The sequence below is a fragment of the Aerosakkonema funiforme FACHB-1375 genome (assembly GCF_014696265.1).
Taxonomy (GTDB): domain Bacteria; phylum Cyanobacteriota; class Cyanobacteriia; order Cyanobacteriales; family Aerosakkonemataceae; genus Aerosakkonema; species Aerosakkonema funiforme_A.
Map to the genome: position 1 here is coordinate 1 of NZ_JACJPW010000162.1, position 14,063 is coordinate 14,063.

Consider the following 14,063-nt stretch of genomic DNA (forward strand, 5'->3'; position numbering starts at 1 on the left):
ATCTCCCTAACCCCTAACCCCTAACCCCTAACCCCTAACCCCTAAAATTACTTTGGTAAAGACACGATGAGTTCTCCTGTGTATTTTTTTCTCACGATCCCTATAAAGGTGGGGCTGGTCGGTACGGGTTATGCCGCGAAACTGCGGGCAGAAACTTTGCAATCTGACCCCCGCAGTCATCTGGTAGCTGTGGCCGGTCATACGCCAGAAAAGACCGAGGCGTTCGGTCAAACTTACCAAGCGGAAGCTTTTTTGGACTGGAAGCGGCTGGTGGAACGTCCGGATCTGGATTTGGTGATTGTTTCCTCTATTAATAGCGAACACGGTGCGATCGCTCGTGCAGCCCTTGACGCAGGTAAGCACGTTGTAGTAGAATACCCGCTTTCTTTAAACCCAACAGAAGCAGCAGAATTGATTGCTTTAGCCGAAAGAAAAGGCAAACTTCTGCACGTCGAGCATATCGAACTGCTGGGCGGATTGCACCAAGCGCTCAAGCAACACTTACCGGAAATTGGCACGGCATTTTATGCCCGCTACAGTACGATCGATCCGAAAAGACCCGCGCCCCGTAGGTGGACTTACAACTCAGCGTTATTTGGATTTCCGTTTAGCGCTGCCCTTTCCCGCATCCATCGATTGACAGATTTGTTTGGCACAGTTGCCACCGTCAGCTGCCAAAGTCGGTTTTGGGGTAAGGAATCGGAATTTTACACCGCTTGTCTTTGCACTGCCCAATTGCGCTTTACCAATGGGTTAATAGCTGAGGTAACCTATGGCAAAGGGGAAATTTTTTGGCAGGCAGCACGTCCCTTTGAGGTACATGGCGAGCAAGGCAGTCTTATTTTTGATGGCGACCGAGGTCAACTGGTGAGAGGAGAGGAAATGACACCCATTGAGGTAGGCAGCCGACGTGGCTTATTTGCCAAAGAAACTGCTATGGTGTTAGACCGCTTGCTAGAAGGGAAGCCGTTGTACGTGACGCCAAATGCTAGCTTGTATGCGCTCAAAGTGGCCGATGCTGCCCGCCGTTCGGCTGAAACGGGACAAACAATTGAGATTTTATGACATTTATTAAAAAGCTTGTTCCCTGGTTTAAGATGGCGATCGCAATTGTATTTCTGCTGTCATTGGCTTTGCACTTTTGGGGATTGAGCCGATTTAATTCTCTCGTATTTGATGAAGTTTATTATGTCAAATATGCCTATAACTACTTAACTAACACACCTTTGTTTGATGCCCATCCCCCTTTGGGTAAGTATATGATTGCGATCGCTATATCGATCGGCAATTATTTTCATTTTGGACAAGATACCGTCAATAACTATGTGGGAGTCCCGCTTTCCCCCATTAGTTATCGATGGATGAACGCTCTGGTAGGTTCTTTACTACCATTAATTGTAGGCGCGATCGCTTATCAATTGAGCCGCCGACCCAGTTATGCCTTAATTGCAGCTTTATTTACAACTTGCGATGGTTTACTTCTGGTAGAATCCCGCTACGCTCTGATTAACATTTACTTGGTTTTCTTTGGCATTTTGGGTCAATTATTTTTTCTGTTAGCGCTGCAACAAAAGGCTTTTTCGCGTTGGGTTTTACTGACTGCATCGGGTATTTGTTTTGGAGCGTCCGCAGGAGTTAAATGGAATGGTTTGGCATTTTTATTGGGGATTTATCTAATTTGGATATGTGCTTGGGTAATGCGATGGGCGCAGAGGGGGAGAGTCGCAGATGAGCAGAGGGGGAGAGTCACAGATAGTCAGTCACCTTTGCAAAATCTGACGCGGATTAATGTATTTCAAATTGTCTTTTATTTGGGCATAATCCCAGCTATAGTTTACTACTTAATTTGGATTCCTCACTTACAAATAAACGCCAAGACCGGATTTGGGGAATTGCACCAACAAATGTTAGGATTCCACGAACGGATGCAAAGTGGCCCAAAAGTTCATCCTTATTGTTCTAAATGGTACACTTGGCCTTTGATGTTACGTCCGATCGTATATTTTTACGAAACTGCGACTAGCAAAAGCGAACCGATTCCATCCTTACCGCCATTACCGGCGGGTGCAGAGAAAGTGATTTACGATGTTCATGCGATGGGAAATCCAGCTTTGTGGTGGTTAGGTGCGATCGCAATTTTGGTGCTAGTTGCAGAGTTAGGCAAGCGCGTCTGGGTTTGGGCTAATATATCTGGAAATCGCGAACCAAACCAGGTTTACTTTCCTCAGCAAAAAGAATTGTGGATATTGCTTTATGTAGTCTTAAATTATGCCGCCAACTTTTTGCCTTGGATAAAAGTGACGCGCTGCACTTTTATCTATTTATATATGGGTGCGACAATCTTTACCTTTTTGGGTTTGGCGTGGCTGGTAGAACGCTGGCTGCACAGTCCCAGACCTCGACTGCGAATCATGGGAGTTACCGTTATCTTTTTGATATTGCTGGCTTTTGCCTTCTGGCTACCAGTTTATTTAGGATTGCCTTTATCGCCGCAAGCTTTTAAAATTAGAATGTGGTTTCCCTCCTGGATTTAATGTAATTTCAGATTTTAGATTTGGAGATATCCCGTTTTTGTGGCGATAATTTCACCACTTTCAACCAATAATTAAGTTCCCGTGCCGTCACCCACCATATTGCACAAATATGTCACAAAAAAAACATTTTCCACAAACCCGAAACACCCAGATTTGATTTTTTAATCCAAAATCCAAAATCCAAAATCCAAAATCACTAATGTCCTAATTTGTTGGGAATACCAACACAACCGCCAGGAATAGTAGATCTAGTTTTTTCGCCACCCCAAGCGCAACAGTAATAACGCTGTTCTTCCGATAAGCGCTGAACATCAGTAAAATCGGTATTTTCCACGACAGCGCCTGTGTGAGCGCCTGTTTCGTAGTCAGGTAATATCGTGCGACTGCGGGGGCTGGCGGTTTTCGCAGAACCGTAAAATAATCGGGTTCCTTTGAGATCTGCACCGGCTAGATTGGCTTCATATAAAATAGCACGAGAAAGGTTAGCGTGTGCTAAATCGCAGCTGCTAAGATCGGCTCTGACGAGATTGGCTTCGCTAAGTTCTACCCAGCGCAAATCGGTACGAGAAATATTTGCTCCTGCTAACATAACGCCGAGATCGATGACGCGGACGCCATATTCGCGGTCTTCTTCGTAACCGCCAAAACCATTGAGAATCGGTCTGCCTAAATGTTGATCGCGCTTGAGGGGGCTGAGTAACCTGGACTGGGACAAAAATCGCAGGACTTTGGCTTTACCTTGTGCATCGATACTGGTAAGAATAGCTGCTGTACGTCCTTCTGCAAAAACTCGTTCTTGAGGCCAATCTTCTAACATTCCTTCATCATCTAATGCTAGATCGGAGACACCTTGAAAGTAAGCGTCAATTGTTTGTTGTTGGGTGATGATATTTTGCTGAATGGTCAAGTCTTTGGAGATGACATATTGACGCCAAGCAATATAAACGGCGAGAACGGCGATCATAATTTGCCCTACAGCACCAGTCCATTCTGCCCAAGAACCGAATTCATCCCATTTAATTTGTTGCAGCCAATTGCCGATCGCATCATAAACGCCGATAAACTTAAGTAAGCCTAATAAGGCAGCTAAAAAGCCAACGATGCCTAAGAGTTGCGATCGCTCGTGGGGCTGTAAATCATTTAACCACGATTGTAGGAGCGGCCAAATTAGGCGCAGGGATAGCAGTAGGGCGACTATCGATCCAGATATACCGATCCAGAAGTTATTGAGGATTATGCCCACAAACATCAGGGCTGTCGCACATACAATAACCCAAGATGCCGATCGATTTGGCGCAACAGCGGCGGCGGCATTTTGTTGGATGGCAATCTCTTTTCGTGCAAGGCTAGATAGTAGCCTATCTGATTCGTTCGTCCCCGCCGATGCTGAATATTCGCTAGGGCGAGGTCGATCGGCAAAGCTGCCATTGCCACTAGCAGAGTCTGGACTTTCTGTCGGTAAATTTGGCTGATTTGCGCTGTTTTGACGAGAATTAGGCGATTCGGTCATTTTTGTTCTAGGTTGGGCAGTCTGGACGAAATGCCTGTTACCTACAAAATTTTAACTAACACGCAAAGAAACCGGGTTTCTACGAAAAATGTTAGGTTTAACCGTGAACGATCGACAAAGAAACCCGGTTTCTAGCTTGTGGCTGATTTTGGGTGCGATCGGCGTTGGCGGACGAGATGGCGATCGGTAAAAATGATATGATACCCTCCCCTATCTCTAACTTATGGCATTTGAACTGGCAGCAGTAAAGATAGCAGAAATCGCTTTCGGCAAATTGGTGGAAACTGCGGTAGGTAAAGGTATCGAAGCAAGTTTAGAAAAGCTGAAACCTTTACAGGATAAGATTCGGCACAGGCTGAAGGGCGATGCACACGCTGATGTAGCTTTAATGGAGGTAGAGAAAAATCCCTCTGGGCCTAATTTAGACCGGGTGGCGACGTTTCTGGATGCGGCGATGAGGACTGATAAGCCGTTTGCTGACGAAATTCAGACGATGGCGCAACAGATTAATCGAGAGATTAACCTCAACAAGGTAGAAGATAATAGCACGAAGACTCAAATTAACGATCGCAGTTCCAAAACCGTTCAAGCTAGCGATAATGCGATCGGGGAAATTGGCAAGATCGACAATCCCGGTACGATCGAGCAAATTGGCGGCAATCGTACAATCAATCACAATAAAAATATATGACTGCTGGTATCTAATGGGGGAAGAGATTCTCCGGCAGTCAGTCGCCCTACTTCCGTTAACCTCATCGACACGCCGCCGAGTCTGAAAGATTGGGTGGGGCGAAAAAAGGAAGTTGAAGAACTGCAAAAATGGTTGGCAAATCCCAATATTAAAACAATTGGGATACAAGGATTGGGAGGAATCGGCAAATCTTCCCTGGCGGCGTATCTCTACCAAAACTCTCGCTTTGCAGCCAAATACTGGGCGGATGTCAGCCAAAAGCCGGATTTTGCCGCATTTGCCGAAAAGACGATTCCAGCTTTGGGGGGAAGCGTTACCCAGACTGGCGACACCACCCAACTGATTAACGATTTGCTGAAATGTCTGCGTCAGCAACGGTGTTTGCTGGTAATTGATAACTTGGAAACGCTGCTGAATGAGGCGCGAGAGTTCCCAGATCCAGCTTACCAGCAATTGTTTAATCGCTGGTTGCGGCAGGGAGACACCAGTACCCTGTTGCTGACTACCCAGGAACAGCCGATACGGTTGCAAGCAGAAAAGAATTGGTATTTTTTGGAGGGGATGACACCCAGCGATGGGGCTGAGTTGTTGCAAAAGTTAGAGATTCAGGGAACGCTTGAGGAATTGGCAGCTTTTGCGGCGAGTGTGGATGGACACCCCCTGACGTTGCAGCTAGTGGCTGGTTTTTTACGACAATACTGCCATTCTCAGCTAAGTGGTGTGGCGGAATTGGGATTACAGCAGTTTGATTTGGTATACCATCAGGCGGAAGGTGTGCATCGGGATAAGGAGGATGCGCGGTTAGAGTGGATTTTGGAACAGCATTTGCAACGTTTGAGTGAGGAACAGAAGAAATTTTTCGTTAATTTGAGTGTTTATCGCCAACCGTTTGATTTTCGGGCGGCGGGGAAGATGTTGACCTCTCCCCCTACCCCTCTCCTGCGAGAAGAGGAGAGTAATTCGGAAGCATCTTCTGCTAAGGATGAGGGTCAAGTTGTCGATAATCTGGCAATTGTGAAGGCTTTGCGGGAATTATACAACCGTTCTTTGTTGCTGGAAACTGAAGATAAAGACTATTACAAATTTCAGGTGTTGGTGCAGGAATATTTGCAAAAGCAAGGAACGGATTTAAGTGCTGCACATGAAATAGCGATCGATCATTATAAGTCGCAGGTGAAACCGAAGCCTTGGGAAACACTTGAGGATGTAAGGGCATATTTGGAAATTTTTTATCATCTTTGTCAGTTACAAAGATATGGAGAAGCTTTTTACACTATTCGCGATGATAACAATGTAGACAACTTTTTAGATTTACGCGGTTACAACAAGACGCGGGTTGAACTCTTTTCGCGATTAGTTGATTTTCAGGAACCAAAAGACAATTTTCAACAGTGGCAATTTCTTGCTGCACTTTTATATTTAGGCAATGCTTACTATTCTCTAGGACAATATCAAGAAGCGATTCGTTTCCATCAGCAATCTCTAGAAATAGCTAGAGAAATAGGCAATCGTTTTGGTGAAGGTAGTTCCCTTGGTGGTTTAGGCAATGCTTACTATTCTCTAGGACAATATCAAGAAGCGATTCGTTTCCATCAGCAATCTCTAGAAATAGCTAGAGAAATAGGCAATCGTTTTGGTGAAGGTAGATCCCTTGGTGGTTTGGGCGATGCTTACCAATCTCTAGGACAATATCAAGAAGCGATTCGTTTCTATCAGCAATCTCTAGAAATAGCTAGAGAAATAGGCAATCGTTTTGGTGAAGGTAGTTCCCTTGGTGGTTTAGGCAATGCTTACTATTCTCTAGGACAATATCAGGAAGCGATTCGTTTCCATCAGCAATGGCTAGAAATAGCTAGAGAAATAGGCGATCGTTTTGGTGAAGGTAATGCCTGGTTCAATTTAGGAATATCCTTAGAAAAAGAAAACAGAAAATTAGATGCTATAGGCGCTTTTCGCAATTCTCGCCAATTGTATCAAGCAATGGAACTCAATACCAAAGTTCAGGAATGCGACAATGCAATTCAGCGAATAGAAGTAAATTCGGTAGCACCTTCCAATCCTAATAAAAATTGGCTAAAAACTGCGATTAACTTTCTGTGGCGGTGGTGCATCAATTTGTGGCAATTTGTACGCGCACAATTTCGGCGGCGTAGTTAAAATATCCCTTCTCCCAAATCTTGTACCAAAGTCAAAAACCGGGTTTCTTGCAACCAACCTTACCTCAAAGCCTAGATATTTCGTTTAGAAACTCGGTTTATCAAGTCTTAATTGTGTAGAATTTCTATTTTACTTCTAAAATTTTCTTATGACATATCTTATACTTCAGTTACATTATCAGTGAGGACAAGTGAAATACCAGATAGATTTTAAACCACGCGCCATCAAAGATTTAAATTCTCTTAGTGCTGAGAATAGCAGCCGAATTTTAGCTAAAATCGAAGCATTAAAGAACGACCTAGCAGGTGATGTGAAGCGGTTAACCAATTTTACCCCAGAATATCGATTACGAGTAGGAGATTACCGAGTATTATTTGAGATAGAAGGCGACAAGATAGTAGTTTACCGGATTAAACATCGCAGCGACGCTTATTCATAACCAGAGGAACAGAATGATGATTGAATTACATCCAGAGTATTTAAGCAAAAACGGCAAGAAAGAATTTGTCGTCCTTCCTTACGAAGAATTTGAAGCATTGCAAGAATTATTAGAAGATTTGGAAGATTTGATCGATTTGCGAAATGCCAAGCTGGAAGATGCAGATAAACCTTCAATATCGTTAGCAGAGGTAAAGAAGCAATTGGGTTTATCAGAGTCGCCTACACCCGCCAGGGAATAAATTCCCTGGCTAATAGCGAAAGTCGGTTAAAACTGACTAACAACCTAGACAAAAATATATTTATGACGTACTATGCTATATACAGTATACGTCGAACTTTATTATATGCAAACAAAACTCACCTTACGCCTAGATGAAACCTTAATTGCCAAAGCAAAGAACTGGGCAAAATCGCGTAATGTTTCCCTTTCTGAAGCGGTAGCAGAATTTTTTGAACATCTACCAGAACCAGATCGACCTTTGCAATTGAGTACCTGGACTCAAAGCTTAGTGGGAGCGATTAAAGCAACTGGAGAAATCCCAAATGATGAAGCTTTACGCGAAGAATATATCGACTATCTAGAGGCAAAATATCAGTGAAACGAGTTTTATTTGATAGCGATGTCGTGCTTGATGTTTTATTAGAAAGACAGCCTTTCTTCGCAGCTTCGGCTTTAGCACTTGATGCGGTTGGACAAGGTAAAGTAGAAGGATATATAGCCGGACATAGTATTACGAATATCTTCTATTTCCTGAGAAGACATTTGGGAAACGAGAAAAGTCAGAAAGTGCTGATGAATTTGATGTCTAAAATGGTAACTGCTGGCGTAACAGATGCAGTAATTCGATCGGCTTTTTCCAGTGGCTTTAAGGATTTTGAAGATGCGGTCACTTATGCAGCGGCGGCGGGTGTAGGAGTAGATTATATCGTTACTCGCAATATCAAAGATTTTCGATTAGGAAGTATCCCCGCCATGCTACCGGAAGTCTTTTTTAATATTATATCAGTTTCAGAGGAGGAGGATGAATAGAATGACGATCGAATTACACCCAGAATATTTAAGCAAAAACGGCAAGAAAGAATTTGTTATCCTCCCTTACGAGGAATTTGAAGCATTGCAAGAATTGTTGGAAGATTTGGAAGATTTGGAAGATTTGCGAAATGCTAAGCTGGAAGATGCAGATAAACCTTCAATATCGTTAGCCGAGGTAAAGCAGCAATTGGGTTTATCAGTGTCTCCTACACCCGCCAGGGAATAAATTCCCTGGCTAATAGCGAAAGTCGGTTAAAACCGACTAAAAAACGCACCAAAAATTTCAGTCCGTTTGAACGGACTTCCGCTATTAGACTGCGATTTGAATCGCAGGCGGGCTATAATGGTTGCAATTAATTCTCTATAATAAATAAGAGCGCCAAAAATCAATCATAAGATAATAAACCGATGAAAATCAAAGTCATAATTCACGAAGCAGAAGAAGGCGGATATTTACACTTTTGAAGATGGAGAACCAATCTAATAACAATCCAAAAATTGATATTAATTTATTCTCAGCTTTTGCACTTCTGGCAAACTAAGCTTAGTTGTTTGACTGATAGTTTCGTCATCTAAACCAGCATCAATTAAACGCATGGCAATTTCTATAATTTTTTGATTGACAGCCTTTGTAATTGCATTTCGCTGGTCTTGAATAAAGATTTCCCGCTTTTGTAAATCTTCCAATTCATCCCGATTCAAGTTGGCTTGATTAGCAATATCAAACGCTTTTTGAATTTCGGGAACTACACCCATTACTTCCGGAACTTTATCCAAAGTTCTAGCGCTTTTCAGAAAATAAATCCATTTGTCGGTAATGGTTTCCAATTCTGCCAAAGTCTTGTTAAATTTGGGCAATTCTACAAACACCAATTCGATATCATAGATAGAATAATCAACTAAGTAATCTTGTTCTTTGAGGGCGAAGCGGGAAATTACTTTATCAAAATTGGGAAACATTTCAAAATCGGTAATTGTTAAAGCAATTACGGGATTTAGAAAAGTATAGTTTTCTCCTGAATCGAGTTGAATTGAATAAGCTTTGGCTGCATTGTATAAAATGCGCTTTTCAAAACCTTCGACGTTCAAAACTTGCATTTCAATAATCACGGTTTTATCCCCAGTGATTTTAGCTTTTACATCTAAGTAAGTATCTTTAACTCCTCTGATTTGAGGTGCTAAATAAGGATTGAGAATTTCTAAATCTTCAATGGTGGGATTGGCGTTATAAAGCAGGGCGTTTAGGAAGCTGATTAAAATATCTTTGCTTTGTTGGGAACCGAAGATTTTTTTAAAAGCGAAATCGGTTTTGGGGTTTATGAAAGTCACCAGGAAACCTCACGATTTAATTTTATATTAACCCAAGTTCCTAGTTATGGGGGTTATAAGGTCTTCTATTGCATTATCTGTCCAATAAATATTCACGTTGATAATCCAAATCTGTTTCGCACTTCCTCCACCGTTCTTATTCTACCAGCTTTAACATCAGCAAGTCCAGTTTCTACACCTTGCCTAATATAAATTCCATACATTAAGTCATCCCAAGTGCAATTTTCTGGTAATTTGTCAATCAAACGGCGGGCTTCTTCTTTAACGTTCATAGTTTCCATAAGTATAAAGCCAATAGGGATTTTACTTGCATATTGTAGCACAACGAAGACTAATAGGGTATTATTATCAATATAGATAAGCGCCTATATCAAAATATCTCATATACGAGTTAACATTCAGGAGTTTATCATGTCAACCAAAACTAGCGAAGAAATGGGAAAAGTTACGACCACAATTACAGTCAGTAACCGCGTAGATCAAATTTTAGCAGAAAGAGGTTTTATCCCTGCTAATGAAATACGTTCTATTACCTTGCAAGATGTGTTGGTAGATACAGGCGCAACAAGACTTTGCTTACCGGCAGAAATTATCCGTCAGTTAGGCGTAACAGTTAAAGAAGAAATCGAGGTAAAAACAGCGGTAGGAATTAGCAAAGTTCGCGTTTTCAAGGATGTAGTTCTTTCTGTAGAAGAACGGGAAGGAACTTATACTTGCGTAGAGTTACCAGAGGGTCAAGATCCTTTATTAGGTTTGATTCCATTAGAGGATTTAGCATTAGAACCAGATTTGAAAAATCAACGCCTCAGAAAATTACCTGTTGAGGGGAAAGATACCTATCATACGGTGATGTGAAAAAGATGCGATCGCATTCCATCTACCAGGTGCGATCGCTCACATTCACACTTTTTATAACGAGTATATATGAGCGCACAGATTCCCATTCTTAGATGATATGTCAATATTCAAATTTTGGCAAGAGGTTTTTGGGAATTTAACAAATAGTTAATCGGTGCGTTAGGCTTGCCGTAACGCACCCTACAATATGATGCGATCGCTCATTTCAAGATGCTGTAGCGCGATCGATATTTGCCACTTCATCACCAGACAACTTGACATCAGCAGCACGCACTGAATCTTCAATGCTGGAAACCTTACTAGCACCGGGAATAGGCACCACGCAGGGAGATTTTGCCATTAACCATGCCAGTACAATATTGTATACCGACACGCCTTTTTCTTTCGCTAGCTGGGAAATTGCCTTAATATTTTTCAAGCGACCGACGCGATTGCTACCACCCAGCGGACTCCAAGGCAAAAACGTCAATCCTTCCTTCTCGCAATACTCCAGCACCCCATCAAACTCTGGCTGGCGATACCAAGGATTGTACTGATTTTGAACAGATACAATTTCTACCACATCGCGAGCGCGTTTAATCTGTTCTACAGAAAAATTAGAAACACCGACAAACTTAATTAAACCCTCTTCTACCGCTTCCTTTGCTGGTGCTAAAGCTTCTTCGATCGTATAATCCGGATCGGGTGAATGATACTGCCAGAGATCGATCGCTTTCTCTCCACCAAAAGCCGCAAAACTTTCCCGGATTGTTTTCCTTAAATGATCGGGATTACCGTTGCGCGTCCACGCACCTTTAGGACGCATCAAGCCACCTTTTGTAGCCAGAATAACCTGACTCGTATCGCCTTTATATTCTTGAAGCGCCTTGTAAATAAGTTGTTCGTTGTGGTGTTTGTCCGACTCATCCTTACAGTAGGAATCCGCCGTATCTATAACAGTAACGCCCAAGTCGAGAGCGCGATGAATCACCTGTATCGATTGCGACTCCGGCGGTCTGCCACTTACAGACATCGGCATACCACCCAAGCCGATCGCACTCATAGTAACATTAGTATTTCCGAGTTTTTTTGTTTCCATAGTTCGATCGCAGTTCAGTTTAAATTGAAAATATTTTGCCGACGCCAGCAAACTTGCATCTTGTGATTTTTTCTTCGCCTTTGGTCAGCGAGAATTATTGGGATAATCCCACTTTTTGAGATACTTCCTCATCCCACAGACATATTTCATTTTCTGACATTTCCTGGAGAGATTGCCAACCTGCTTGCCAAAGCGATCGATCTTTGAGAGATTGAGCGTTAACCCAAAAACGCACGCTAGGGTCGCAAGATGCCACCATTTCCGCAAACACCCACTGACCTTGATTTTTGCGGTTAACAACCTGAAAATGTCGCCATCCCCACATTTTCTGCTGGGCTGTCCATTTCGATCCTACCAGATAAGGAAATTTCTGCTTTTTTGGCATTTTTTAAACTTTAATCTGCCTCCAGATAGTGTGTGCCTTACTATAAATAATTTTAGGCTGAGATATATATGTTATTCCAAAAAATAGTTATGACTGGAGAAGCGCCCAAACAGCCTGCATACAAAGATAACGTTAATCCACCTACGGGTACTGAAGACACTGTAGACCCCAGAGATCTTGTCCGCACAGGTAATATCCCGGACAATCCAAAAGAACTGCTCGCCAATCCAGGTTTCGCTCCCCAGATGATAGATCGAAGTGGCGACAACTTGAGGGGAGATTTGCGCGAAGAAGAGTGAAATTAATTGCAAATTTCAGATTTTAAATTTCAAATTGAAATCTAGAATCCAAAATCCTCATATAAACCCGGCTTCTTTGTGTAAGTCCTGCTGAAATCTAAAATCCAAAATCCAAAATCCAAAATCCAAAATTAATTGACGCCTGCCGACCTTTCTTAACAACACAGATGTAGTGCCAAGAAAGCCAACAGGCGTCAAATCTAAGGCTGTGGGTAAGTTTAGAACAGACCCAAGGTAAGAGACTTATCGATCGGGAAAGTCGCACCGATACCCAAGTACAGAGTTACCAAAGTCCCGAACAAAAACACAGTTGTAGCTAGCGGACGGCGGAAGGGGTTTTGGAACTTGTTAACGCTTTCAATGAAAGGAACAAGAATCAGACCCAGAGGTACAGCCGCCATCAACAGCACACCCAGCAGTTTGTTAGGTACTGTACGCAGGATTTGGAAAACAGGCCACAAGTACCATTCTGGGAGAATTTCCAAGGGCGTTGCAAACGGATCGGCTGGTTCTCCCACCATTGCGGGGTCGAGAACGGCGAGACCGATACATAATGCGATCGTCCCCATAATCACAATGGGGAAAACATACAGCAGGTCGTTAGGCCAAGCAGGTTCGCCATAGTAGTTATGACCCATACCCTTGGCCAGTTTTTCACGGAGTACCGGATCGCTTAAATCCGGTTTTTTTATGATGGACATAGTTGAAAAGTTCTCCTCTGTCAGGCTTATAAAAATGCAGTTTAACTTCTGACTATCTTACAAGGGGCCAGAAATACCTTGCTTGCGAATCATCAAGAAGTGTAACAGCATGAAGACGGCAATTAGCCACGGCAGAACAAAGGTGTGGGCGCTGTAGTAGCGAGTCAAGGTTGCTTGACCGACGCTAGAACCACCACGCAACAGGTCAGCAATCAGGGTGCCTACAACTGGAATTGCTTCGGGAACACCGCTAACAATTTTCACCGCCCAGTAACCGATTTGATCCCAAGGCAGAGAGTAGCCGGTCACACCGAAAGAAACGGTGATCACTGCCAGGATGACACCAGTTACCCAAGTCAATTCGCGGGGCTTTTTGAAACCACCGGTTAAATATACTCGGAAGATGTGTAAAACCATCATCAGCACCATCATGCTGGCAGACCAGCGGTGAATGGAGCGAATCAGCCAGCCAAAGTTGACTTCCGTCATGATGTACTGCACCGAGGAAAAAGCTTCGGTAACAGTCGGCTTATAGTAGAAAGTCATTGCGAATCCAGTCGCGAACTGGATGATAAAGCAAACCAGGGTAATCCCGCCCAGGCAATAAAAGATATTGACGTGGGGAGGAACGTACTTGCTGGATACGTCTTCAGCCAGCGCCTGAATTTCTAGGCGTTCCTGAAACCAGTTGTATACTTTAGAGTCCGTTACCTGCTTAGTAAACATGAAGCAAGAGTTCCTAAAAAATTTATTGCCGTTTTCGCGTTTCCCAATCTCCTGAGAAGGGATAGGGTAATTGAGAAGCCAACCTTATCTTTGCTTTAGGATAGTATGCCATACCACGGGAGACTGAAAATCGAGTCTGTGCTTGATTTTTGGCAGGCTGTTATCGGAGTTGAGAGCCGCGCTGCCAATCTGTTGGCCCCAAGATTAGTTTTGCGGCACTCATCTTCTATAAAAAAGTTAACATAGTCCGTCAAAAGATTTGAGGGTGGAGTGGGGGAGCGGGGGAGTGGGGGAGCGGGGGAGCAGGGGAGTGGGGGAGTG

Annotated in this window: 18 protein-coding genes; 11 read left to right on the forward strand and 7 right to left on the reverse strand. The window is 43.1% G+C overall.

Annotated features, from left to right (window positions below):
- Positions 1-66: 66 nt before the first annotated feature.
- Entirely contained in the window at positions 67-1,065 is a 999-nt protein-coding gene (locus tag H6G03_RS34545) for a Gfo/Idh/MocA family protein (RefSeq protein ID WP_190474990.1), read from the forward strand.
- Positions 1,062-2,534, forward strand: coding sequence for a dolichyl-phosphate-mannose--protein mannosyltransferase (locus H6G03_RS34550; protein ID WP_190474991.1), 1,473 nt, complete (start codon positions 1,062-1,064; stop codon positions 2,532-2,534). Before H6G03_RS34545 ends, H6G03_RS34550 begins: the two co-directional genes overlap by 4 nt.
- A gap of 196 nt (positions 2,535-2,730) precedes the next feature.
- Here the strand turns inward: H6G03_RS34550 and H6G03_RS34555 are convergent, their stop codons facing one another.
- On the reverse strand, positions 2,731-4,044 hold the full coding sequence (locus H6G03_RS34555) for a pentapeptide repeat-containing protein (protein ID WP_190474993.1): 1,314 nt from the start codon (positions 4,042-4,044) through the stop codon (positions 2,731-2,733).
- A 223-nt stretch (positions 4,045-4,267) separates the two neighbouring features.
- Between H6G03_RS34555 and H6G03_RS34560 the strand changes: the two genes are divergently transcribed.
- The 7 genes from H6G03_RS34560 (at position 4,268) to H6G03_RS34590 (ending at position 8,592) form a co-directional block, all read left to right on the forward strand.
- Positions 4,268-4,735, forward strand: a complete 468-nt coding sequence (locus H6G03_RS34560) for a hypothetical protein (RefSeq protein ID WP_190474995.1) — start codon at positions 4,268-4,270, stop codon at positions 4,733-4,735.
- Between the two features lie 93 nt (positions 4,736-4,828).
- Positions 4,829-6,892: a tetratricopeptide repeat protein gene (locus H6G03_RS34565; RefSeq protein WP_190474997.1), complete on the forward strand. Its 2,064-nt coding sequence runs from the start codon at positions 4,829-4,831 to the stop codon at positions 6,890-6,892.
- Between the two features lie 190 nt (positions 6,893-7,082).
- Positions 7,083-7,331, forward strand: a complete 249-nt coding sequence (locus H6G03_RS34570; RefSeq protein ID WP_190474999.1) for a type II toxin-antitoxin system RelE family toxin — start codon at positions 7,083-7,085, stop codon at positions 7,329-7,331.
- 16 nt (positions 7,332-7,347) lie between these two features.
- Positions 7,348-7,572, forward strand: coding sequence for a type II toxin-antitoxin system prevent-host-death family antitoxin (locus H6G03_RS34575; RefSeq protein ID WP_190475021.1), 225 nt, complete (start codon positions 7,348-7,350; stop codon positions 7,570-7,572).
- 72 nt (positions 7,573-7,644) lie between these two features.
- The gene (locus H6G03_RS34580; RefSeq protein ID WP_199315628.1) at positions 7,645-7,932 is read left to right on the forward strand and encodes a DUF6364 family protein; all 288 of its coding nucleotides are present in this window, start codon (positions 7,645-7,647) and stop codon (positions 7,930-7,932) included.
- Entirely contained in the window at positions 7,929-8,363 is a 435-nt protein-coding gene (locus H6G03_RS34585; RefSeq protein ID WP_190475000.1) for a PIN domain-containing protein, read from the forward strand. The genes H6G03_RS34580 and H6G03_RS34585 overlap by 4 nt, the downstream gene beginning before the upstream one ends.
- A 1-nt stretch (position 8,364) precedes the next feature.
- On the forward strand, positions 8,365-8,592 hold the full coding sequence (locus H6G03_RS34590) for a type II toxin-antitoxin system prevent-host-death family antitoxin (RefSeq protein WP_190475002.1): 228 nt from the start codon (positions 8,365-8,367) through the stop codon (positions 8,590-8,592).
- Positions 8,593-8,870: 278 nt separating this feature from the next.
- On the opposite strand, the gene H6G03_RS34595 is transcribed toward H6G03_RS34590, so the two are convergent.
- Positions 8,871-9,695 carry an Rpn family recombination-promoting nuclease/putative transposase gene (locus tag H6G03_RS34595; RefSeq protein ID WP_190475004.1) on the reverse strand — a complete coding sequence of 275 codons (825 nt, stop codon included), beginning with the start codon at positions 9,693-9,695 and terminating at the stop codon, positions 8,871-8,873.
- A gap of 92 nt (positions 9,696-9,787) precedes the next feature.
- Positions 9,788-9,976, reverse strand: a complete 189-nt coding sequence (locus H6G03_RS34600; RefSeq protein ID WP_190475005.1) for a hypothetical protein — start codon at positions 9,974-9,976, stop codon at positions 9,788-9,790.
- Between the two features lie 130 nt (positions 9,977-10,106).
- On the opposite strand from H6G03_RS34600, the gene H6G03_RS34605 reads away from it, so the two are divergent.
- Complete coding sequence (locus H6G03_RS34605; RefSeq protein WP_190475008.1) at positions 10,107-10,550, forward strand: retroviral-like aspartic protease family protein; 444 nt, start codon at positions 10,107-10,109, stop codon at positions 10,548-10,550.
- Positions 10,551-10,758: 208 nt separating this feature from the next.
- Here H6G03_RS34605 and H6G03_RS34610 read toward each other — a convergent pair whose 3' ends face one another.
- Both H6G03_RS34610 and H6G03_RS34615 read right to left on the reverse strand, forming a co-directional pair.
- Positions 10,759-11,631: an aldo/keto reductase gene (locus tag H6G03_RS34610; RefSeq protein ID WP_190475009.1), complete on the reverse strand. Its 873-nt coding sequence runs from the start codon at positions 11,629-11,631 to the stop codon at positions 10,759-10,761.
- A gap of 94 nt (positions 11,632-11,725) precedes the next feature.
- Positions 11,726-12,016, reverse strand: coding sequence for a TIGR02450 family Trp-rich protein (locus H6G03_RS34615; protein WP_190475013.1), 291 nt, complete (start codon positions 12,014-12,016; stop codon positions 11,726-11,728).
- 89 nt (positions 12,017-12,105) lie between these two features.
- Here H6G03_RS34615 and H6G03_RS34620 point away from each other — a divergent pair, with 89 nt between their 5' ends.
- On the forward strand, positions 12,106-12,315 hold the full coding sequence (locus H6G03_RS34620) for a hypothetical protein (protein ID WP_206756665.1): 210 nt from the start codon (positions 12,106-12,108) through the stop codon (positions 12,313-12,315).
- A 218-nt stretch (positions 12,316-12,533) separates the two neighbouring features.
- On the opposite strand, the gene petD is transcribed toward H6G03_RS34620, so the two are convergent.
- Together petD and petB are read right to left on the reverse strand one after the other, a co-directional pair.
- Positions 12,534-13,016, reverse strand: coding sequence for a cytochrome b6-f complex subunit IV (gene petD / locus H6G03_RS34625; protein ID WP_190475016.1), 483 nt, complete (start codon positions 13,014-13,016; stop codon positions 12,534-12,536).
- A 57-nt stretch (positions 13,017-13,073) separates the two neighbouring features.
- Positions 13,074-13,742, reverse strand: coding sequence for a cytochrome b6 (gene petB, locus H6G03_RS34630; protein WP_190475019.1), 669 nt, complete (start codon positions 13,740-13,742; stop codon positions 13,074-13,076).
- Positions 13,743-14,063 lie beyond the last annotated feature (321 nt).